The organism is Pseudoalteromonas sp. SK18, from assembly GCF_001974855.1.
Lineage (GTDB): Bacteria > Pseudomonadota > Gammaproteobacteria > Enterobacterales > Alteromonadaceae > Pseudoalteromonas.
The window spans coordinates 78,430-100,220 of the sequence record NZ_MTQB01000012.1; the positions used below are offsets into that span (position 1 = coordinate 78,430).

The following is a 21,791-nucleotide window of genomic DNA, read 5'->3' on the forward strand; positions in this document are numbered from 1 at the left end:
GGCATCAATAGATTAAAAATCAATAGTATTAAAAATCATCAACAGGGAAAAATTATGACAACTAAACAGGTAACAGGCGAGTTTACCGTGACCTTAGCGCCTATAGAAGGGTATGCACACGGGCAGCAAGGCGTTAATTTAGGTCGGATGTCGATTGATAAACAATTTACTGGCAGCTTAACGGCCACTAGCCAAGGCGAAATGCTCAGCGCCATGACCCCCACTCAAGGCAGTGCCGGTTACGTGGCTATTGAGCAAGTAATAGGCGAACTTGATGGTTTGCAAGGTGGTTTTGTATTACAGCACTTTGGGCTGATGGACAAAGGCCAAGATAGCTTGATTTTAAAAGTTGTCCCCGACTCTGGTACCAATGAGCTCGCAGGATTAACAGGCAGTATGGCGATACGAATAGAGCAGGGTATTCACCATTATGATTTTGAATACAGCCTATAAAGCAGGTATTTATAATGCAAAAAGTAATCGAATTCAGAAAGGCCCGTTTTTTGGGTGGGGTAGATATAGTCGCACTAAATGATCGCATACAGGAATTAAACCAAGACGGCTGGAAAGTAATAAACGCAGTGCCATTAACTGGCTTTTATGGCCAAGTGCATGGTTATACATTACTTATTGAAAATGAAGAGATATAAGGGTTACTAATGGCGTTATCATTATGGTTGAGCTTAGCATTGGTGTGCATGATGGGCGCAATGTCGCCTGGTCCCAGTTTAGCTGTGGTATTAAAGCATAGCTTAAGCGGTGGCATGAAAAATGGCATGCTGGCAGCGTTAAGTCATGGTTTTGGAGTGGGCTTATATGCAGCGGCTTCATTGTTGGGGTTAGGCGCATTGATGTTGCAGTTTCCTACTGTGTACCAATTTTTAGTGTACTTAGGGGCAGCCTATTTAGCGTATTTAGGTTTGAAAATACTATTTTCAAAGCCCAACGACAGCGAGCTAAACATTCAGCAAAGCGAAGTGAGCAGCTCTAAGGCGTTACAAGATGGCTTTGCCATTGCATTTTTAAACCCCAAGCTAGCAATTTTCTTTCTGGCGTTATTTTCACAATTTATTGACCCAGAGAATCTTACTTTAAGTATTGGCATTATTATGTGCTTAACGGTTTTTGTAATAGATACCGGCTGGTATTTATTAGTAGCCTTACTCACTGAGGTGTCTAAAAAGCGCTTTGGTTTTACTAAGCAAAATATCTGGTTAGATAGGCTGTTAGGTGCGGTATTTATTGCGCTGGCAATTAAAGTTGTGGTGGGTGTTTAAAGCATTTTCTAGTAGTGCCGTGCAATCCTCTGCACGGCAAAGTTTAAAAATGATAGCTTACAGACAGCATAACTGTAGATAGGTTGTTATCTGCAACAATGGGTGAGTTTTTAATATCATCATCCAGTTGGCTGTATTTAAGCATGGCGTTAATATTCCACTGTTTATTTAGCTGATAATTAGCCACTATTCCTGATTGATAGTTAACCGTTGAGCCAAGATCATAAGCGTCAAACGTATTTGATTCTCCCTGTGCAACACCATAATAATAATTTGATAAAGTACGGCTGCTTAGCTCTATGCCGATAAATGGCGTTAAAGATAATCGCGTTGAAAGCTTAATTGGGTAACTATAATGGCTGTTAAGCTTTGCACTATTACCATGACCTAACACATCGTGGGACACACTGGCTCTAATAATACCAAAGCGCGAACGGTGCATAATTCGGGTGCCTGCATACAAAGACAGTTTTCGTTCATCTAGCGAGCTGATGGCAACATTGTCTGAGTCAGTGGAATCAAAAAACTGACCAGGCTCAAGGATAACAGACCAACTAAAGCCTTCTTTTTTAAATAACTTATAATCTGCGGCAATGCCTCTTACTGTTAAATTTTCGCCATAGTAATCGATAGTGGGTAAGGCGATAGTTGTATTGTCGGTATCAAGATAAGGAGATTCGACCGAGATAGCGCCTAAGCCTACAGACCATTTTGATTGGGCGTGAGAGGAAAATGCTAACAGTGCGCAGAGGCTTATTAATAACCTTAAACTAGGTAGGGTGTAAGTATTCATGTTCACCTTTGTCGATTTTATTGCGTAAATAGAGGTGGGTGATTGTAACGAGATTCGTCATCGCAAAGTGTAAGTTAGTGTTTAAAAGTTTGTAGCGATGTAAATTAAAGTAGTAAGTCACATAACGCTGCGATATATGATAGATATTGCGTCGCTTTTCTAATTGGCGTATTTTTGTTCTATCGAAATTAAATGTAGAACCGACATATGACTCAAACAGTGCTAAAAAGCGCGAACTTTGATAACAAAGTAAAACAGTATTGGCTGTGTTTAGCGGCAATATGCAGTGTTTTTCCTTTGGTGACTATTTTATTTATACCAGTAATTTTGATTATTGTATGGCTAGTCGCTGGGCGAATGTTAGCCGCTATGTCGGCTGATTTATTGGAGCGAAAGCTGGTGGTGAAGCGCGGTATATTTTTTAAAGAAGAAAAGTCTATCCCGCTTGAAAAAATCACTGATGTCGGATTAAGCCAAGGGCCGCTTATGCGACTATTTGGCTTATACCGTTTAAGCTTTGAAACCGCAGGGCAGTCGGGGCAAGGCGCATTGGTATCTTTATTGGGGGTAGTTGATGCCAGTGAATTTCGTGAAGCCATTTTAACTCAAAAAGATAACCTCACAGCAGAACAACCTGCTAAAGCCAAGCAAGATGAATCACAAAGCCAAGTCGAACTGATTCGCTCATTGACCTACAGTGTAAAAAATATCGAACAAATGCTAGTCACGTTGTTGGATGAGAAAAAGTAATACGAGGGATAAATTAATACTCAGCGATCGGTTGATCGCCGAGTAATTTAATTTTTAGCATTTAAAATGCCTGACAAACATCTTCTGCTTTACAGGTAATAACTGTCACGTTTTCGTAGCCTACTCGGGTCAGCGCTTCAGCACTTAATGTTGCACGCGCGCCACTAGCGCAATGTAAGTAAATAGGACGGGCTGCGTCTTTTTCTATTTCCATAAGTTTCATTTCAAGTAACCCGCGTGGAATGTTAATTGCGCCAGTAGCTGCTTTGGTGGCATGTTCAGCGGGTTCACGCACATCAATCAGTAAGCCTTTATTTTGCTCAAGTTCTTTCTTTGCTTGTTCGGCATCAATACGGCGCTGATTAGGAGTAATTATTTTTAGTAAATCTGGAATAGGGGTTAGCATGGTGTTTATTCCTTAAAGCCAAGTTTGCGTAATAGAGTGATCATTGGGCACCAGCTAGTAAAAGCTGATTGAATTAAATTTACTGCGATAAAAGCTGTAAAGTAAATCCACTTAGGATCGTGATAAGTTTGCAATAAAAGCGACACAATAATCATTATGCCTGCGATTAGTCTGAGTGCGTTATTTAGCTTCATTATAGTAGGCCAGTTATTTAGTTCAGTACAGTCACTATATTAGATTTATCTATATTAGTAAAATCTAATATTAGACTTTTCTAATCTAACGTCTTATACTCAGACTCTATTTTAGAATAAGAGCATAGTATGAATATTGACTTTACTGCCATGGCCGGCAATGTAGAACAAGCCGAGCAGCTATTAAAAATTTTAGCCAATAAAAATCGCTTGATGATTTTATGTTCTTTGCAAGATTCAGAAATGAGCGTATCACAGCTTAATGAAGCCGTGCCATTAGCGCAGTCTGCGTTATCTCAACACCTAGCAGCGCTGCGTAAAGCAAATATTGTGGCTACGCGCCGCGAGAGCCAAACAATTTATTATCGTGTCATTGATGAAAATGCGGTCGTCTTGCTTGGTACCTTGTATGGGTTATTTTGTAAGGACTAAGTGCAATGAGCTTAATAGACAATGCGGTAAAAAGTAGTTTAAGTGGTCGCATTCCGGTTGTTATTTTTGTGATGTCTTTGTTGCTTGGGGTATTTGCACTAAATCAAACACCTCGAGAAGAAGAGCCGCAAATTACTGTGCCCATGCTCGATATTTATGTATCAGCACCTAACGTTGAGGCGCCTGAAGTCGCTAGGTTAGTAACACAACCGCTCGAGAAGTTACTGGCTCAGCTGGTGGGAGTTGAGCATATTTACTCAACCACACAAACTAACAGTACAGTGGTTACGTTGCGTTTTGAAGTAGGGCACAACCGCGAGCAAGCTATTTTAGATACCTATGCAAAATTAAATAGTTATCAGCATACAATGGCATCGGTGATCAAAAGTTGGCAAATTCGTCCAATAGAAGTAGATGACGTGCCTATTGTGATGTTAGGCCTCTACAGTAAAGACCCGCAACTCTATGGTGATTACGAACTAACTCGTTTTGCTAACGAAATTGCTAATAGTTTACAACGCATTGAGCATACCAGTGAAGTTAAAGTAATTTCGGGGCGTACGCGTACTCTTACCATCAATTTAAATGCCAGCGCACTGGCTGCCCATCAAACCACGGTAAACGATGTTTTTTACGCATTAAATGTATCAAACCAACTCACTCAGGTAGGGAGTGTGGTTGATAATCAGCAGCAAATTGCAATTCAGGCAGGTGATGTACTAAGAACACAATCAGCGGTAGAGCAATTAGTTGTTAATGTGGTTAATGGTAAAAGTGTTTACTTGATGGACATTGCAACAGTCAGCGATGGCCCTAGTGAAACTGAGCATTACCAATGGTTAGCGCAATCAACTGATCAGCAGCAGCTGCCTATGGTTACTTTAAGCGTAGCTAAGCAAGCAGGGACTAATGCGGTTGCTGTTGCAAATGATGTTCATAGCATGATGAATGGACTTGCAAATACTTTACTGCCACCAGAAGTTAGCCATACAGTGCTCAGAGATTATGGCCAAACTGCGAATGAAAAAGTAAATAACCTCACATCAAGTTTAGTGTTTGCAGTGTTTACTGTGGTAATTTTTGTTGGCGTGTTTTTAGGTTGGCGTCCTGCCGTGGTGGTTGGGCTGGCTGTTCCTATTTGTTATGGCATTACACTCTCATTAGATTTTGCATTTGGTTACACCATTAATCGGGTGACATTATTTGCGCTTATTTTATCATTAGGCTTACTGGTAGACGACCCAATCACGGGTATTGATAATATTAGTCGCTTTATAAATAACAAAGGCGATAAAAAACAGAATGTTGTTGGCGCAATGAGCGAAATTCGAAATGCCTTACTTATGTCGACACTCACTATAATGGTGGCGTTTATTCCACTGGCGTTTATTACCGGCATGATGGGGCCATACATGGCACCTATGGCGTTCAACGTGCCCATTAGTGTGATGGTATCTACTTTGGTAGCCTTTTTTGTCACCCCATGGTTGGCAATGAAATTGCTTAAACCAAACACCCTAGAACAACCTGAGCTTGAGCCTAAAGCGGGTTTATACCAAAGATTACTTAGTCCACTACTTGCCTCTAAAGGGAGAGCTAAATGGGTGCTATGGATAACGTTAGGATTGTTTATTATTAGTGCCATGTTACCCGTGATGCGCTTGGTACCATTAAAACTCCTGCCTTTTGACAATAAAAATGAGCTGCAAGTACTTATAGATATGCCAGAGGGGACTAACCTAGAGAGCACGGCTGCATTTACTAAGCAAATTCAAACCCTCACGTGGCAGTTAAATGAAGTAAGTGAAATAGCCGCATATGTTGGGCAGCCCTCTAGTATGGATTTTAATGGCATGGTGCGTGGTTATTATCGCCGTGAAGCCGCTAACTTAGCAGAACTTAGAGTATTGCTGGTGGATAAATCAGCACGAGATCATCAATCGCATGGGGTGGTTATGCGGCTACGCGAACAACTTGCTCCTTTAGCAAAAAATGGCATTGTTATTAAAGTGGTCGAGGTACCACCTGGGCCACCGGTGTTGAGTACTTTAGTTGCTGAAGTGTATCGTGATCCCTTTGTTGATAAGCATACCCACAGGCAGGCAGCTCAAAATGTTGCTGCACGTTTACGCCAAGAGCCTCATGTTGTTGAGGTTGACACATCTTTGGTTGCCCCAGCCCCATTACAGCGCTTTATTACGGATAAAACCAAAGCAGCGCTCAGTGCTGTTGCTACCCAAAATATTGCGCAAACACTTAGTATTGCTTCGCAGGGACAACAGGTTGGTGTGTTGTATGTAAGCGATGAAACGCAGCCAGTCCCAATACAATTACAATTGCCTTATAGCGAACGTAATCAGCTTTCACAATTACTTGCGCTGCAAGTAAGAGGGGATAGGGACTTAGCTAAAACCAGTAATGAGTTAGGTATAACAAGTGCACCTAGGCCTTTAGTGTCGCTTTCAGAGCTGGGAGAGTTTAAACCATTAAACGTGGCCGACACCCTAATGCGTAAAGATCAGCGTGACGTTATTTATGTGATGGCGGAACTAAATGGACGCACGCCTGCAGAGATTATTGCAGATGTAAATGCCGATTTAAACGCAAGTGATCGTGGGTTTGAAAAAAATGCGTGGTTAACACGGCACTTTTTTAATAATGGCGGAACCGCGCCATGGCAATTACCGCAAGGAACTGATGTTAACTTTAGTGGTGAAGGTGAGTGGCGCATCACCATTGATGTGTTCAGGGATATGGGCATTGCTTTTGCCTTTGCGCTCAGTGCTATATTTATTATTTTACGCATTCAAACTCAATCTGTTAGTTTGTCGCTGATTATTATGTCGGCCATTCCATTAACAGTGATTGGTATTATGCCTGGGTTTTGGTTACTCAATCAATTTGGTGAACGCACTATAGCGGGGGCTCCTGAGCCAGTATTATTTACCGCTACTGCGATGATAGGCATGATTGCCTTAGCAGGTATTGTAGTACGTAATTCACTTATTTTAGTCGAATTTATAAATCAAGCACGCGCTCAGGGGATGGCAATAAAAGAGGCACTTATTGCTGCAGGGTCGGTACGAATGCGCCCAGTATTATTAACCGCCGGAACTACTTTATTAGGTAACTTAGTGATCACACTTGACCCAGTATTTAGCGGATTAGCCATAGCAATTATTTTTGGCATCGTGGCGTCTACCGTATTTTCGTTATTTGTTGTACCGCTTGTTTATTATTTAGTGTTTACAAACCCAGAGGAAGAAGCACATGCAGGGTAAATCAAAAGTTTTAGGCGCAATCAGTGCATTGGTTGTGGTTATTGTAGCAGTGTTATACATGGCCGGTAGCTTTAGTGATAAACAACCTGCAGGGTTAAAAGAGATGCCAGTTACTCAATATCAAGGTGAGGTGGTCACTGTTGAGCTGCAAACTATTTCGCGAACAGAGCATGTACCAGGGAGTGTAATTGCGAAACAAAACACCCAAATTTCGTCAAATGTAATGGCACAAGTAAAGCAATTTAAAGTGCGTGCCGGTGATAAGGTTAGTCAAGGTGACTTATTGATCACCCTAAAGCAAGATGACTTTAAAGCGTTGCTGGCACAAAGTGAGGCAAATATTAATGCGGTGCAAGCCTCATTAAACCAAGCTAAAAAGCAACTCATTAGAGTAACTGAGTTACAGGGAAAAGGGCTAGTACCAGTGAGTGACCTTGATGATGCTAAAGCAAAATTTGATAACTTAACTGCCAACTTAGCTGGAGCAAAACAGCAGCAAACCCAGGCGCAGGTATCACTTAACTACACGCAAATTAAAGCCCCAATCTCGGGTGTAGTTGTTGAGCGTTTAGCCGAACCAGGCGATACAGCCACACCTGGCATACCGTTGTTAACGCTTTATAATCCAAAACAACTTCAACTTGCTTTTAATGTACGAGAGCAACAAGCAGTAAAGCTTAAGTTAGGCGATCGTTTAAACGTGAGTTTACCTTCGCTCAACCTAACAACAGCTGCCAATATCAGTGAAATTATACCTGTTGTTGATAACGCTGCACGTAGCTTACTGATCCGATTAGAAATTGAACCACAGCCAGGGATGATCCCTGGGTTATATGCACAATTGCATTTACCGTTTGAAAACACCCAAGGTGTGCTTGTTAACCCTAATTGGATACATGACTTTGGACAGCTCAGTATGATGTATGTCATTAACGCTGACAAAATTGAGCGTCGTTTTGTGCGCTTAGGTGAGCAGATTGATAATCAGCAACATATTATTACGGGCCTTAAAGCTGGCGATAAAATAGCTGTCGATTATCAACCAATAACTAAATAACTTGAACTCTGGATAATAAATCTATCTCAAGCAGCTATTTCCAGCGCTAGAGAAAGTAAACATAAATATCATTTATATTCAAAGTATTAGTAATTCTCTTAATCAGAGTTCAGGTTAAATAAAAGTGGCTATTTCATCCAGCGACTTTTTATCAAGTGCATGCAGTGGCACCGTTGCATGCTCATCGGGGTAGCCTGCAATTAATAGCATATAAGGACGTTCGTTGTCTTTATCACGGCCACAAATATCGGTTAAAAAGCTCATTGGTTTTGGCGTGTGGGTCAAGGTTGCAAGGCCTGCTCGGTGTAGTGCTTGAATTAAAAAACCAGTGGCCAGCCCTACTGATTCATGCACATAGTAATTAGTGTTTTTATCGTCCGTATTTACACCCCCCTTTTTTTGACTAAACACTGCAATCAACCATGGTGCGTGTTCTAAATAGGGTTTATTAGCATCGGTGCCTAAAGGTTTTAATGCATCAAGCCATTCTTCGCCTGCGCGACCTTCATAAAATGAGCGCTCTAGTTTTTCAGCGGCTTCTCGTATTTGCTTTTTAACATCTGCGCTATTAATGGCTACAAAATGCCATGGCTGGTGGTTTGCGCCACTAGGCGCTGTACCTGCCGCTTTTATACAGGTTTCGATGATTTCTTTTGACACCTGGCGGTTACTAAAGCTACGAATACTATGACGGCGTTGGCTCGTTTGTAAAAACTCATTCGCACGCGCGAGCATTTCCTCTGGCGGGTATTCTATAAAATCGGTTAATGGTTGGCTTTTGTGATCTTGCATGGCTGTTCGCTTCTTATTTTTAGAGTGTTTGGTTTTTATACCGAGAGGCTCATTTCTAAGCAAGTGTTATTAGAATGAATTTCTGTTTATTTATTGTTACAAAGTTAACTAGTTACTAACTTATGTTCCTGTTTTTAATGTGGTATAAAGCAGTACAAAAATAATACTTACAATTCAAGGAAGTAAAAATGCTATCAATAACAGGGTTATCAAAAACCTACGACAACGGTGTCCACGCTCTACAAGGTGTCGACTTAAATATTCCTAAAGGTATGTTTGGATTACTCGGTCCTAATGGGGCTGGTAAATCTTCATTGATGCGTACAATTGCAACGTTACAATCAGCAGATAGCGGCAGCATAAAGTTTGATGGGATTGATGTCTTAGCACAACCCAAAAGTTTACGTGAGCGTTTAGGCTATTTACCGCAAGATTTTGGTGTATACCAACGCGTGAGTGCTTATGACTTACTTGATCATATGGCTATTTTAAAAGGCTTAAACAATAAAGCTGAGCGTAAAGAGGCCGTTGAAGGGTTACTCGCGCAAACTAATTTATACGACCACAGAAAAAATGCAGTGAGTGGTTTTTCGGGGGGGATGCGTCAGCGTTTTGGTATTGCACAAGCTTTATTAGGCGACCCTGATTTACTCATTGTTGATGAACCTACGGCAGGGCTGGATCCTGAAGAGCGCAATCGTTTTCATAATTTATTGGTTGGTTTAGGCGAAAGTAAAGTGGTGATTTTATCAACCCATATAGTTGAAGATGTATCTGAGCTTTGCCCAAATATGGCTGTATTAGCAAGCGGTCAAATTTTACTTGAAGGTAACCCAATTGAACTGACTAATACGCTACAGGGCAAAATATGGCACAAGGCGATGAGCCAAGCCGAAGCTGTCGAACTAGAACAGTCATTACCTGTAATCGCAAAACGCTTGTTTGCCGGAAAAACATTACTCAGCGTATTTGCTGACGACGCCCCGCAAGGCTTTGAGGCAAAGCCTGCTGATTTAGAAGATGTTTATTTTTCAACATTGCATAAACATCGCAATAAAGCAGCATAAGGATACAGATTATGTTGTTTAAAATGATGCAATTTGAGCTGCGCTATTTTATGCGTCAGCCTTCTTTCTATATCACGTCACTTATTTTGTTCTTTCTTACTTTTATGGCGTCGGTGTCTGACACGGTGCAAATAGGAGGAAGCAGCAATGTGAATGTAAATTCTCCTTACGCAATTTTGCAAGTTATTGCGATTATGTCGGTGTTTGCTATTTTCTTAGTGGTCAATTTTGTCGGCAGTTCAGCTATTCGTGATGACGTGAGTAAACTCAATGAATTAGTTTTGAGTAAGCCACTAAATATCGCCCAATATAGGGCGGGCAGATTTATCGGGGCTTATTTGGTCACTCTATTGGTATTTTCAACTACGATGTTGGGAGTGTGGATTGGCAGTGGTTTTGGTAGTTTAATGGGCTGGTTAGACAGTGAAATGTTGGGAGAGAATAAACTCAGTTACTATTTGGTACCATTCTTTTATATTGCTGTTCCTTCTTTATTTGTTGTCTCATCGCTAATTAATGTTGTCGCAATGCGCTTTCGCAGCATGGTGGCACTGTATCTAGTCGCCGTTGCCTTACTTATTAGTTATTTGGTTGGATCGAATATCTTCTCTGATATTCAATATCGCGAAATCTCGGCTTATTTAGATATGTTTGCTCTGTCTGCTATGGGAATCCAAATGGAATATTGGACAATAGCTGATCGCAACGTGATGGAAATTACGTTAACTGATCAGCTATTACACAATAGGCTAATTTGGGTCGGTGTTGCTTTGGTGGCATTAGCAACCACAGTGCTAAATACATCCCACCACTTAATGCAAAAGCAAAAAGTGAAAGGCAAGGTCAATAAAGATAGTAATACTAATTCTGCAACTGCTCTTGGTTTTAATATAAAGGCAAAGGCGACGGGAAGTAATGCATGGTCGCAGTTTTTAACGCGGACTGTTTTTGAAGTCAAACAAGTTATAAAAAGCTATTCGTTTGGTATTTTGCTTATTTTATCTTTAGCGACATTAATTCCCGCGTTAGTAGGTTCAATGGGTGCATACGGAACTGATGTTTGGCCAGTTACTTTTAGAATGGTTGAGCTAATTCAAGAAAGCTTTAGCGTATTGATGATTATTGTACTGGTTTATTATTGTGGTGAACTTGTATGGCATGATCGTGAATCACGTATGGCAGACATTGTTGATGCTTACCCTGTTGTAAATTGGGTGTTCTGGGGCTCTAAATATGTAGCGCTGAGTGCTGTTTTATTATTGTTATGCGTATTTGGATCTTTGGTGACACTGTTTTATCAAATGATTATGGGCATGGAGAACTTTGATATTGCACAATATGTAATCAGGCTCGGTTATTTATTTGTACTCATGCTTATTTTTCAAGGCGGCTTTGCTTTTTTATTACAAGTAATTAGCCCTAATAAGTACGTCGGTATGGGGTTATATGTACTGTACTTTATTACTACTCAGGTTATGAGTAACTATGGCTTTGAGCATAAAATGTTTAAAATAGGTGCCACTCCATATGCGCCTTATTCAGATATTAATGGATACGGCCACTTTTTAACGGCAGTGCATTGGTATAACTTATACTGGCTTGGCTTTAGTGTGATCATTGCCGCACTTAGCTATGCACTTTGGCCGCGTGGGGCTGGGCAGGGTTTAAAAGCGCGCGTAAAGCTAATTGGCTATCAGCTAGGTAACTCAGGTAAAGTGATTATAGTGTGCGGTGCACTTATTTTTGTAGGCGCAGGCAGTTATATTTACTACAACACAACAGTGATTAATCCATTTATTACTAGTGATCAGCGTGAAGACTTGAAAGAGCAATATGAACGTGAGTTTGGTCAATTTGCCGATGCGGCTGTCCCTATACCAACAGATGTTGTTGTTACTGCAGATATCTACCCTCAAGAGCGACGTATTAATGCAAGCGTAGTTATGCAATTAGAAAATAAATCGCAGCAACCGATTACACGAGTATTGGTGAATAAGCCTTATCATACTCATAACTGGAGTGTTGAGGTAGATGGTGCGCAACTGGGCGAGTTAAATGAGCAGTATCGTCATGCATGGTTAGAGTTTACAGAGCCAATGCAACCAAATGAAAGCCGTGAAATTGTAATGAGCGTAGAGCGCTATACTAAAGGTTTCGTAGATAGAGGTAGTGATGAACAACTTTTATATAACGGTACATTTATAGATAACACTGCACTGTTTCCAACCTTTGGTTATTCCTTTGGTAAACAATTGCAAGATAAAAATGAGCGTCGTCAAAGAGGTTTACCAGAGTTAAAACGCGGCAATAAAATTGAAGAAACGCAATACCATGCTCAGCCTTTATTTGCGGATAATTATGTCAGCTTTGCTGCCACAATTACTACCGATGAGTCGCAAGTTGCGATGGTTCCAGGTTACTTGCAATCACAAAGTACTAAAGATGGCCGTACTACGTTTGTATACGAAATGGATGCACCTATGTTACATTTTTACACCTTGCTCTCAATGGAGCTTGAGGTGAAAAAAGAGCTGCACAATGGCGTAAATATAGAAGTATATCATCACGAACAGCATGCTTGGAACGTAGATTCGATGATTCAATCTACTAAAGATTCTTTAGATTATTTTTCCAAAGAGTTTAGCCCCTATCAGCATAAGCAAATGCGTATTATAGAGTATCCTCGCTATCGTGATTTTGCGCAGAGTTTTGCTAATACAGTCCCATTCTCTGAAAATTTGGGATTTATTACCGATATACGCGATCCTGATAATATTAACCTTCCTTACTACGTTACCGCCCATGAACTAGCACACCAGTGGTGGGCACATCAGGTGATTGGTGCGAACGTTGAGGGATCGAACATTTTATCTGAAATGCTCTCGCAATATGCAGCAATCATGGTGATGAAAGAGAGATACGGTGAAAACAATCTTCGTAAATTCTTAAAGTATGAGCTAGATCGTTATTTGTTCGGACGAACGACTGAGCCTTATGAGGAGAGGACTCTTGCACGTACAGTAGGGCAGCAATACATCCATTATAACAAAGGGTCTGTGGTTATGATGGCCATTCATGATCTGTTAGGTGAGCAACGTTTAAATGCCGTTTTACGAGCGTTTTTACAAGATTACCAATATGCGCAAGATCGTTACCCTACCACGTTAGACTTTATTGCTTATTTAAAGCAAGGGGCGAGTGAACAAGAGCAAGCATTCATTGAAGATCAGTTTAATGCCATTACATTATATGAGTTAAAGCTCAGTGAAGTTGATGTTCAAGAGGCTGAATCTGTTGATGGCGAACATACTGTTACGCTAACTATTTCTGCAGCAAAAAAACATGCAGATGGGGAAGGGAATGAAGAGGATATTCCATTAGCTCAAATGATAGATGTCGCTTTGTTTAGCGCAGATCCAAATGAAATTCAGCAAGGGGATACTGTTATCTACATGCAAAAGCACGAGATAAAAACAGGTGAAAATACCATTACATTAAAGGTAACTGAGTTACCTAAATTTGCTGGTGTTGACCCTTTCATTAAGTTAATTGATAAGAAAAGTGGCGATAATATCAAGGCGCTATAATGTTAACTTGGACCAAAATGCCAGTTTTTTTATAGACTGGCGATAAACCTTACATTTAATAGATAAAGACGAATGAGTTAAATTTATCTTTATAAACATAAACTTAAAAGGCCGCATTCATGCGGCCTTTTATATGAATAATTTATAAGATTTTTAGTCATATGATATTTGTTAAACAATTTTTTACTCAACGCTTTTTGTCCTCTTATAAAGTTAATTACTAATAGTGAGCTAATCAGGATGATTATCCAATCATTAATAATGGGTGCTGCTTTACTTGATTTTAGTGCTTACTATGAGGTAAAAATTTAGCCGCAAGCCAGCGCAAAAATAACAAGTAAGGCAAGTGTTGAAGATAGCCATCCATTTTATTTATAGGGATAAGTATTTGAGCAGCGTGAAGATGTAGAGCAAATTTGTAAGGATACTCAGGTTGCTCAAATGCAGTTGGCAGGAAAGTCAGTATGAACTTTAAATTAATTATTGTGAGTTCGCGGTATTAACTGGTTGCACAAATTTTTATTTTATTTTTTAGCGAGGGGTGGACTGAAGTAAGTAACCAATCACATACAAGCTCGCAATGGCAAAGTGTGCATGCTTATAAATCTTTTACTAATGGCTTAGGATAGTTAGATATCAATCAAGTTGGTCCATTTTAGCATTCTGAATCAGTTGCAATTGATTGCAACAAGAACGAGTTTAAAGCTGAATAAACAGTCGTTTTTATATTTATGGTTAATTTAAAAGGTGGCCTTAAACGAGAAAGGGCCTTTCGGCCCTTAGTGTTGCAGCAAGTAACACATTCTTTTTATAGGTTAAAGTCGACAGCGTAGGCTACATAAGCTTTTACATCTGAGCCGTCCATGTCGTTATCTGATAGGCCAAAAGTAAAACCATCTTTAGACACCGATACACCATAATCAATAATATTATCATCACCGATGAAATCGCCTGAGTAATGCCCTATGTGTAGCGCCATTTCTGTGCCATTGCTACCAACAGCGAAGCTGTAATCGGCATTTAAATACAATGAATCACCAAAATCAGTACCATCACCACTGGCTGCAGATGTTGCAAGTACGGCTGCACCAAATGTAAAACCTTGCACACTAATGCTGCCATAAACTTCTGAAAAATCAGCATCGGCACCTGATGCCGCATCAGGATACGCATAATAGATATACCCTACGTCATAACTCACGCTTTCATTAATTGCGCCGCCAAAACCGGCGTATAAGTCTAGTTCGTAGGTCATTTCATCGGCCCAAGACGCATTTGACGCCCAAGTACCCGCATAAAAGCCAGATTCATTAGCGTAATCAATACCGCCAGATACAGCAGCATCGCCACCAGTTTGCTCTTGTCCGCGCCATAAGTAGTTTGAAGTGGCTGCTGCATTTGCTGTTACTTCAGCAAATGCAGTAGTTGATGTCATTCCTGTTAATGCCAATGCACTGATCAATATTGTTTTTTGTAGTTTTAGCATGTCTCATTTCCCATTGTATGATTTTGCACGCCAAGGCTTTTTATTATGAACGACTACAACCTTTTGTTTGGCGGCATTTTATTATGTTACTAATGGGGTATTTGCACTGTGTGTGCCAAATTAAACTTATTCGTTTATAAATTATTTTTACTATTTAAAACAATGTATTGAAAATAATATGAGGTAGGGATAGAAAAGTAATTATTTAGCAGGTTCACTTTGCTGGTGCAAAAAATAGCCTAGCTGCACCATCAAAGCGCTGCTAGGCTATTTTATTTTTCTTGTGGGTTAATTAACCAAAAATGGCACGCATTAGGGTAATTGTTTCGTTAACACCGCGGCCTTTTTGTACTTCGCTAATAATAGAGTCACGTTTAGCACGAATATGTTCTGGAATATCATCAGCAGCAAGCGCGCGATCCACTAAAATCTCAGCAGATTCTTTGCCTCGGCGTGGCGCTTTACTGCTGCTAGAAGTGCTACGTGTAGGTTTATTAAGTAGCTTAATGTAGTTAGAGTTATCTGCAGTATTAGTATCTGCATAATAGAAAAAGCAAGGTATAAGCGCTTTAATATCCACCAACTGTGTTTCTAGTTCACTACCAGCATTGGCCATTTTAAACCATGACATAGCGTGAATACTTTGTACTACATCTTGCCAATAACGCTCAAAGTCGCGGTTATTTAATTTGGTGATACCTAAAGCTGAGCAAAGTGCATCTAAGCGGCTATTGCTTATTGGTGTAAATACATCAGGGCGGCGCATTGCTAATAAGCGGGTGGCAGGTGCCAGTGTTGGTTTTTCATCACTACCATTAAATGCACTCAAGTAAGCAACTACAAATTGCTGATAATTTGTTTGGGCTACATCACCCTCAAGTGGAATGTTGCTAAGCGCATCGTCGAAGGCACCTGGCAGGTCAGCCAGCATCTGGTGAAAACCTTTGGCGCTTTTGGTAGAGGCAAACCATTCTACATCAAAGTTATAAGTACTCGGATCGAGTGATGCCATATGCTTACCGCTAAAAGCGAGTAAGTCTTCAGGGATCATCTCTTTTAACGGCTTTTCACGTAGGCCTGCAATATAAGTAGTTAAACGTAGCTGCTCATCAAGTGCCACCAGTTCTTTATGTTGATCTACAAACATACTCACTACTGGCCAAGGTGCTACCCGTAATGTTTTTAACTGTAAAAAGCTAATGGCTGAAATAAGTTGGTCATGCAGCTTTTTTAATAGTGGTAATTGTTGGGTTTCGAGTAAGTCGTAATTAATACGGTCGCGGCTTGCACTTAATAGCTCATAACACCAACCTAAAAAGTCTTCTGGATGGTTTTCCACTTTCACAGCCATCAGGTTTAGGCTTAGCTCTGAAGATTGCTTCAGAATATTTTGATAAATTTGACTTTCTTGCTCGCCTAATGCCATTTTTGACGGTGAAATTAGCAGTTTCTTCATGCCTTGTAGACTCTCCGGTTAGATATACTTTTTAGTCGCTTCATTTTAGCTTAAATAAGCCAGCAGCAACAGGGGCGTGCATCATACCGGAGAATACAGAGGATGCAATCTTGGTAAGTTAATTAACACAAGATTGCATCATTACTGTATTAATCGTGTTCATCGAGTGAAAACAGCCGTTCAACTGAGGTATTAAAGTGCTGTGCTATTTTTAAGGCAATGATCACCGAGGGTGTAAAACGAGATGTTTCAACCGTGCTAATGGTTTTTCGTGAAACATTAATAGCATCGGCCAGTTCTTGCTGTGAAAGCCCTGCCTCTTTACGAAATTCAGCTATATGGTTTTGCACATTATTTCCTAATCGCGGCTTTGCCAAAACAATGAAGTGCCATATGCCAAGAGCATGATACCTAAGTAGAATACTGCCATAGCTGCATGCGAAACCTCACTAGCAATAGCATCGCCTTTATAAAAAACACCAAGCAGGCAAAAAACAAGTGCAAAAATTGAATGTTTATAGGCACTCGTGTCGATAGTATTTAGGAATTCATCTTTATAAGCATATTGAAAATACATTTTTAATGGAAAGCCTGCTTTAGTTATATAAATAGCTATTATAACTATATAAAATAAAACGCCCATTCCAACAGTTAAAAGCCCGTCAATATCTTGTTTTATTACTGAGTTAACACTGAGAAGTAAAAAAACCATACTTGTGCTTATACTTAGAAATATGTTTTGACCCATAAACTGTTCTTCAGTTTTAATATCTTGTTGTTTCATAAAGTCCATCCTGTGGAAGTGTTAATTTATATTTTGTAACCTGTAGGTATCAATGTAACCTGTAGGTATCATTTGGTCAATATTTTTTTGTAACCTAAAGGTATCAAAATGTTTCAGTTACAATTCATATACCCACGTTAGAATGTAGGAAAGTAGATTTTTAGTTATTGGGCAATGCTTTTGGCGCTAACTCCCGCTATGATAAGAACATTATTTGCACGTTTGAAAGGATGATCATGAAGACCTTATTTAAAGTTATTGGTGTCATATTATTGCTATGTATAGCGTTAATTGTTGCTGCACCTTTTTTAATTCCTACTGATACCATTTTTAATAAAGTGTCTGAGCAGGTTGAAAAAACAACCGGGCGCACATTAACCATAAAGGGCGATAAAACCCTCAGTGTATTTCCTGCATTAAAGTTAGAGCTTAATGATGTGCATTTTGCCAATATGCCGAGCGGCTCTCGCGCTGATATGGCGAGTATGCAGCAACTTGCTGTTCATATTCCTTGGCTTTCATTACTCGGTGGCGAGTTAAAACTAGAAAAGTTTGTTATTAATGAGCCTGATATCTTGCTAGAAACCGATAAAAGCGGCAAAGCTAACTGGCAGTTATTTGATGCAGTAGCTAAACAACCAGAGCAGCAAACTCAATCGGGTGAGGCAGTCAAATTACCTGAAAACTTTGATATTCAGTTAGGCGAGGTCGCTATTTATGGCGGGTCGTTTACTTATTTAGATGGTCAAACGGGCGCTAAACAGCAAATTAGCGATTTAGAACTGGCTATATTACTTCCTTCACTGCGCAAACAGCTCGAAGTCAAAGGAGCTATAACTTACATGCAGGAGCGCTTTGAGCTTGATGTAAAACTCGACACACCAGCAAAAGCGATTGAAGGCGCCCCATTCAATGTTAAACAAACGCTTAACTCACGTTTAGTAGATTTAACGTTTGATGGCAGCATAGCCAAACAAGGCCAAGATATTAATGGATTATTAGCACTTAACGGTGATTCAGTTAAAAATATTGCTAACTGGCAAGGTATAGATTTAAACGCAAAAGAGAATGCGTTTAACGCCTTTAGCATCAAAGCCGAAATGCACTTACTCGGTGAAGAGTTTAACCTAACTGAATTAGTAGCAACGCTCGATGCACTCGAGATTAAAGGTAAAAGTAAGTTAAATTTAGGCAGTCGCTTAGCAGTTAATGCTGATATTGACTTAGGAATGCTTGATTTAAATCCCTACTTACCTGAAACCGTAGCTAAAAAAGAAGTCCCAGCAAAAGACGACTCTAAGTCTGCAGAGCCAATAGTATGGGATGATACTAAAATTGATTTAAGTGGCTTAAATGCATTAGATGCAAATGTGATTGTCCGTTCAAGTGGCTTAAAAGCGAACGACATTAAACTCGGCGCCAACCAGTTTACAGTAGCACTTAAAAATAGCATTGCTAAATTAAGCCTAGACAGCTTTGCCGCTTACGAAGGAACAGGTAAAGGACTGATTACTATCAATGCTCAAAATATCCCTTATAAAATAGCAACCAACTTCGATTTAGATAAAATAGACGCACAGCCATTACTTAGCGATGCTGCAGGCTTTGATAAGTTAATGGGCAAAGGGTCGTTAAATTGGAATTTAACTACAGCTGGGCAAAGCCAAAAAACATTTATTAATGCGCTTAATGGTAAACTAGGATTTAAGTTCGCAGATGGTGCGGTTAAAGGTGCGAACGTAGCGGAAATGGTACGTAAGGGCAAAGAGTTAGTTAAAGGTAACTTTAATGCCGCATCTGAGGGATTAGATACAGGATTTGAAGAATCTGAGAAAACTGACTTCTCTGCACTTTCGGGTAGTTTTAACTTTACCAATGGCGTAGGTAAAAATACTGATTTATCCCTGATCAGCCCTTTAATACGCATTTCAGGTGAAGGAGACGTTGATTTACCGCAAACTCTGGTTAACTACCGCCTAGTAACAGGTTTAGTAGATTCTATTGAAGGTCAAGGCACTACCGATGATAGCACTGGCTTTAAAATCCCTCTGAGAATAAAAGGCCCATTCCATGATGTTGGCATAAAATTAGATATAGGCAGTGCGGTTAAAGATGAAGCAAAAGAAAAAGCCAAAGACAAAATTAAAGATAAATTAAAAGGTTTGTTTGGCTAATTTTAATTACTGATAAAAAACAAGGCATCGCTACGGTGCCTTGTTTGTTTTATAACCATCTGTAATTTAGGTAGATAGCATAAATAACCAGTTTCTAATTTAGCATCCGCATTAAATTAATTAAAAAATAACCTACCACTCCCTCCTCAATGCTGATACAATTGCCCGCCCTTAAGAGACATCTAGTATGTTTTTTGAGTGGAATTCAATCGAAATGTCTTGATTTTAAACAAATTTAAGACAAGTTGTAATTACTACACCGGAGGTCATTAACATGATCCAAATGCAAACTCAGCTGGAAGTTGCTGATAACAGCGGCGCTCGCAAAGTGCAGTGTATAAAAGTCCTTGGTGGTTCACACCGTCGCTATGCAGCGATTGGCGATATCATTAAAGTTTCTGTAAAAGAAGCGATTCCTCGCGGTAAAGTGAAGAAAGGTGATGTTAAAAACGCGGTAGTTGTGCGTACCAAAAAAGGCGTTCGTCGTCCAGACGGTTCATTGATCCGTTTCGACAGCAATGCGGCTGTTATCTTAAATGATAACTTGCAGCCTATTGGTACTCGTATTTTCGGCCCTGTGACTCGCGAACTTCGTAATGAAAAGTTCATGAAAATCGTTTCACTAGCCCCAGAAGTACTGTAAGGAGTCTATCATGGCAGCAAAAATCCGTCGTGATGACGAAGTAATCGTACTAGCAGGTAAAGACAAAGGTAAGCGCGGCAAAGTGCTTTCAGTTGTAACCGAGTCTGGTCGAGTATTTGTCGAAGGCATTAACTTAATCAAGAAACACCAAAAGCCGGTTCCACAGTTGAACCAAGCTGGCGGTATTGTTGAGAAAGAAGCGTCTATCGACGTATCAAACGTTGCGATCTACAACTCGGAAACGAGCAAAGCAGATCGTGTAGGTTTCAAGATTGAAGATGGTAAGAAATTACGTATCTTTAAATCTACTGGTAAAACTATCTAATAGTTGGAGTAGAATGATGGCGAAACTGCATGAAGTATATAAAGACAAAGTAGTTGCTGAACTTCAAGAGAAGTTTGGTTTCAGCTCTGTCATGCAAGTCCCTCAGATCGAGAAGATCACATTAAATATGGGTGTGGGCGAAGCCTTAGCTGACAAGAAGATTTTAGATAACGCTGTTGCGGATCTAGAAGCTATCTCTGGTCAGAAACCTTTAATCACTAAAGCACGCAAATCTGTTGCTGGCTTCAAAGTGCGTGAAGGTTACCCGATTGGTTGTAAAGTAACCCTACGCGGCGAGCGTATGTGGGACTTTTTTGAGCGTTTGGTTTCAATCGCTATCCCACGTATCCGTGACTTCCGTGGTGTGAGTGCTAAGTCTTTTGATGGACGCGGTAACTACAGCATGGGCGTACGTGAACAAATCATCTTCCCAGAAATTGATTATGATAAAGTAGACCGTGTACGCGGTATGGATATCACAATCACTACATCTGCGAAATCAGATGAGGAAGGCCGTGCGTTGTTAGAAGCGTTTAACTTCCCATTCAAGAAATAAGGGTAGGGTTATGGCAAAGAATTCTATGAAAGCGCGCGAAGCAAAGCGCACTAAACTAGTTGCTCAGTACGCTGAAAAGCGTGCAGCACTAAAAGCTATCATCAGTGATGTTAATACATCTGAAGATGATCGTTGGGACGCGGTACTTAAGCTACAAGCTTTACCTCGTGATTCTAGCCCTGCACGTCAACGTAATCGTTGTAACATTACGGGCCGCCCACATGGTTTCCTTCGCAAATTCGGCATGAGCCGTATTAAAGTTCGCGAAGCAGCTATGCGCGGTGAAATTCCTGGCCTTAAAAAGGCTAGCTGGTAATAGAATCATGGGAGTAAGACTATGAGCTTGCAAGATCCTATCGCGGATTTATTTACACGAATCCGTAACGGTCAGTCAGCGAAGAAAGTATCTGTAACGATGCCTAATTCGAAACTGAAAGTAGCAGTAGCTAATGTATTAAAAAATGAAGGTTACATCGCAGACTTCGCAGTAAGTGGTGATGTTAAACCTGAGCTTTCTATCGAGTTAAAGTACTTCGAAGGCAAAGCTGTTATTGAAAATATCCAGCGTGTAAGTCGCCCTGGTCTACGTATCTATAAGAGACGTGACGAATTACCGAAGGTAATGGGTGGTTTAGGTATCGCTATCGTATCAACTTCTAAAGGCCTAATGACAGACCGCGCAGCACGTAGTGCAGGCGTTGGTGGTGAAATCATTGGTTTTGTAGCTTAAT

Annotated in this window: 23 protein-coding genes; 15 read left to right on the top strand and 8 right to left on the bottom strand. The window is 40.2% G+C overall.

What is annotated here, in order from left to right; genetic code table 11:
* Positions 1–54: 54 nt before the first annotated feature.
* From BW139_RS10665 to BW139_RS10675, 3 genes are read left to right on the top strand one after another with little or no spacing between them, the layout of a single operon-like run.
* The gene (locus tag BW139_RS10665) at positions 55–453 is read left to right on the top strand and encodes a DUF3224 domain-containing protein (protein ID WP_076919629.1); all 399 of its coding nucleotides are present in this window, start codon (positions 55–57) and stop codon (positions 451–453) included.
* Between the two features lie 14 nt (positions 454–467).
* Entirely contained in the window at positions 468–650 is a 183-nt protein-coding gene (locus BW139_RS10670; RefSeq protein WP_010392465.1) for a hypothetical protein, read from the top strand.
* Between the two features lie 9 nt (positions 651–659).
* A complete protein-coding gene (locus tag BW139_RS10675) occupies positions 660–1,277 on the top strand; it encodes a LysE family translocator (RefSeq protein ID WP_076919630.1) in 618 nt (205 codons plus the stop codon).
* Positions 1,278–1,320: 43 nt separating this feature from the next.
* On the opposite strand, the gene BW139_RS10680 is transcribed toward BW139_RS10675, so the two are convergent.
* A complete protein-coding gene (locus tag BW139_RS10680) occupies positions 1,321–2,070 on the bottom strand; it encodes a MipA/OmpV family protein (protein WP_076919631.1) in 750 nt (249 codons plus the stop codon).
* 207 nt (positions 2,071–2,277) lie between these two features.
* Between BW139_RS10680 and BW139_RS10685 the strand changes: the two genes are divergently transcribed.
* Positions 2,278–2,820, top strand: a complete 543-nt coding sequence (locus tag BW139_RS10685) for a PH domain-containing protein (RefSeq protein WP_076919632.1) — start codon at positions 2,278–2,280, stop codon at positions 2,818–2,820.
* 61 nt (positions 2,821–2,881) lie between these two features.
* On the opposite strand, the gene BW139_RS10690 is transcribed toward BW139_RS10685, so the two are convergent.
* Both BW139_RS10690 and BW139_RS10695 read right to left on the bottom strand, forming a co-directional pair.
* Complete coding sequence (locus tag BW139_RS10690) at positions 2,882–3,226, bottom strand: rhodanese-like domain-containing protein (protein ID WP_076919633.1); 345 nt, start codon at positions 3,224–3,226, stop codon at positions 2,882–2,884.
* A gap of 5 nt (positions 3,227–3,231) precedes the next feature.
* Positions 3,232–3,420 carry a DUF2892 domain-containing protein gene (locus tag BW139_RS10695; protein WP_010392474.1) on the bottom strand — a complete coding sequence of 63 codons (189 nt, stop codon included), beginning with the start codon at positions 3,418–3,420 and terminating at the stop codon, positions 3,232–3,234.
* A 129-nt stretch (positions 3,421–3,549) separates the two neighbouring features.
* Here BW139_RS10695 and BW139_RS10700 point away from each other — a divergent pair, with 129 nt between their 5' ends.
* Genes BW139_RS10700 through BW139_RS10710 form a run of 3 tightly spaced genes read left to right on the top strand, consistent with a single transcriptional unit; the run spans position 3,550 to position 8,190 of the window.
* Positions 3,550–3,852: a metalloregulator ArsR/SmtB family transcription factor gene (locus BW139_RS10700; RefSeq protein WP_076919634.1), complete on the top strand. Its 303-nt coding sequence runs from the start codon at positions 3,550–3,552 to the stop codon at positions 3,850–3,852.
* 5 nt (positions 3,853–3,857) lie between these two features.
* Positions 3,858–7,133, top strand: a complete 3,276-nt coding sequence (locus BW139_RS10705) for an efflux RND transporter permease subunit (RefSeq protein WP_076919635.1) — start codon at positions 3,858–3,860, stop codon at positions 7,131–7,133.
* Complete coding sequence (locus BW139_RS10710) at positions 7,123–8,190, top strand: efflux RND transporter periplasmic adaptor subunit (RefSeq protein ID WP_076919636.1); 1,068 nt, start codon at positions 7,123–7,125, stop codon at positions 8,188–8,190. The genes BW139_RS10705 and BW139_RS10710 overlap by 11 nt, the downstream gene beginning before the upstream one ends.
* A gap of 114 nt (positions 8,191–8,304) precedes the next feature.
* Here BW139_RS10710 and BW139_RS10715 read toward each other — a convergent pair whose 3' ends face one another.
* Entirely contained in the window at positions 8,305–8,982 is a 678-nt protein-coding gene (locus BW139_RS10715) for a nitroreductase family protein (RefSeq protein ID WP_076919637.1), read from the bottom strand.
* A 188-nt stretch (positions 8,983–9,170) separates the two neighbouring features.
* Here BW139_RS10715 and BW139_RS10720 point away from each other — a divergent pair, with 188 nt between their 5' ends.
* Complete coding sequence (locus BW139_RS10720) at positions 9,171–10,049, top strand: ABC transporter ATP-binding protein (protein ID WP_076919638.1); 879 nt, start codon at positions 9,171–9,173, stop codon at positions 10,047–10,049.
* An 11-nt stretch (positions 10,050–10,060) separates the two neighbouring features.
* The gene (locus BW139_RS10725) at positions 10,061–13,636 is read left to right on the top strand and encodes a M1 family aminopeptidase (protein ID WP_076919639.1); all 3,576 of its coding nucleotides are present in this window, start codon (positions 10,061–10,063) and stop codon (positions 13,634–13,636) included.
* Between the two features lie 808 nt (positions 13,637–14,444).
* On the opposite strand, the gene BW139_RS10730 is transcribed toward BW139_RS10725, so the two are convergent.
* The 4 genes from BW139_RS10730 to BW139_RS10745 all read right to left on the bottom strand — a co-directional run bounded on the left by BW139_RS10730 (position 14,445) and on the right by BW139_RS10745 (position 17,362).
* On the bottom strand, positions 14,445–15,122 hold the full coding sequence (locus BW139_RS10730; protein ID WP_008115403.1) for a TorF family putative porin: 678 nt from the start codon (positions 15,120–15,122) through the stop codon (positions 14,445–14,447).
* Between the two features lie 292 nt (positions 15,123–15,414).
* Complete coding sequence (locus BW139_RS10735; protein ID WP_008115401.1) at positions 15,415–16,578, bottom strand: hypothetical protein; 1,164 nt, start codon at positions 16,576–16,578, stop codon at positions 15,415–15,417.
* Between the two features lie 149 nt (positions 16,579–16,727).
* On the bottom strand, positions 16,728–16,928 hold the full coding sequence (locus BW139_RS10740) for a helix-turn-helix transcriptional regulator (RefSeq protein ID WP_010392491.1): 201 nt from the start codon (positions 16,926–16,928) through the stop codon (positions 16,728–16,730).
* A gap of 8 nt (positions 16,929–16,936) precedes the next feature.
* Entirely contained in the window at positions 16,937–17,362 is a 426-nt protein-coding gene (locus tag BW139_RS10745; protein ID WP_010392493.1) for a hypothetical protein, read from the bottom strand.
* A gap of 236 nt (positions 17,363–17,598) precedes the next feature.
* Here BW139_RS10745 and BW139_RS10750 point away from each other — a divergent pair, with 236 nt between their 5' ends.
* The 6 genes from BW139_RS10750 (at position 17,599) to rpsH (ending at position 21,790) form a co-directional block, all read left to right on the top strand.
* Positions 17,599–19,536 (top strand): AsmA family protein, encoded by a 1,938-nt coding sequence (locus tag BW139_RS10750; protein ID WP_076919640.1) that lies wholly within the window; start codon positions 17,599–17,601, stop codon positions 19,534–19,536.
* Positions 19,537–19,810: 274 nt separating this feature from the next.
* Positions 19,811–20,179 carry a 50S ribosomal protein L14 gene (rplN, locus tag BW139_RS10755; RefSeq protein WP_008115397.1) on the top strand — a complete coding sequence of 123 codons (369 nt, stop codon included), beginning with the start codon at positions 19,811–19,813 and terminating at the stop codon, positions 20,177–20,179.
* A gap of 10 nt (positions 20,180–20,189) precedes the next feature.
* Positions 20,190–20,504 (top strand): 50S ribosomal protein L24, encoded by a 315-nt coding sequence (rplX, locus tag BW139_RS10760; protein WP_004589210.1) that lies wholly within the window; start codon positions 20,190–20,192, stop codon positions 20,502–20,504.
* Between the two features lie 16 nt (positions 20,505–20,520).
* Positions 20,521–21,060 (top strand): 50S ribosomal protein L5, encoded by a 540-nt coding sequence (rplE, locus tag BW139_RS10765; RefSeq protein WP_010392500.1) that lies wholly within the window; start codon positions 20,521–20,523, stop codon positions 21,058–21,060.
* Between the two features lie 10 nt (positions 21,061–21,070).
* On the top strand, positions 21,071–21,376 hold the full coding sequence (gene rpsN, locus BW139_RS10770) for a 30S ribosomal protein S14 (protein ID WP_006794245.1): 306 nt from the start codon (positions 21,071–21,073) through the stop codon (positions 21,374–21,376).
* 21 nt (positions 21,377–21,397) lie between these two features.
* Positions 21,398–21,790 (top strand): 30S ribosomal protein S8, encoded by a 393-nt coding sequence (gene rpsH / locus BW139_RS10775; RefSeq protein WP_008115392.1) that lies wholly within the window; start codon positions 21,398–21,400, stop codon positions 21,788–21,790.
* Position 21,791: the final 1 nt, after the last annotated feature.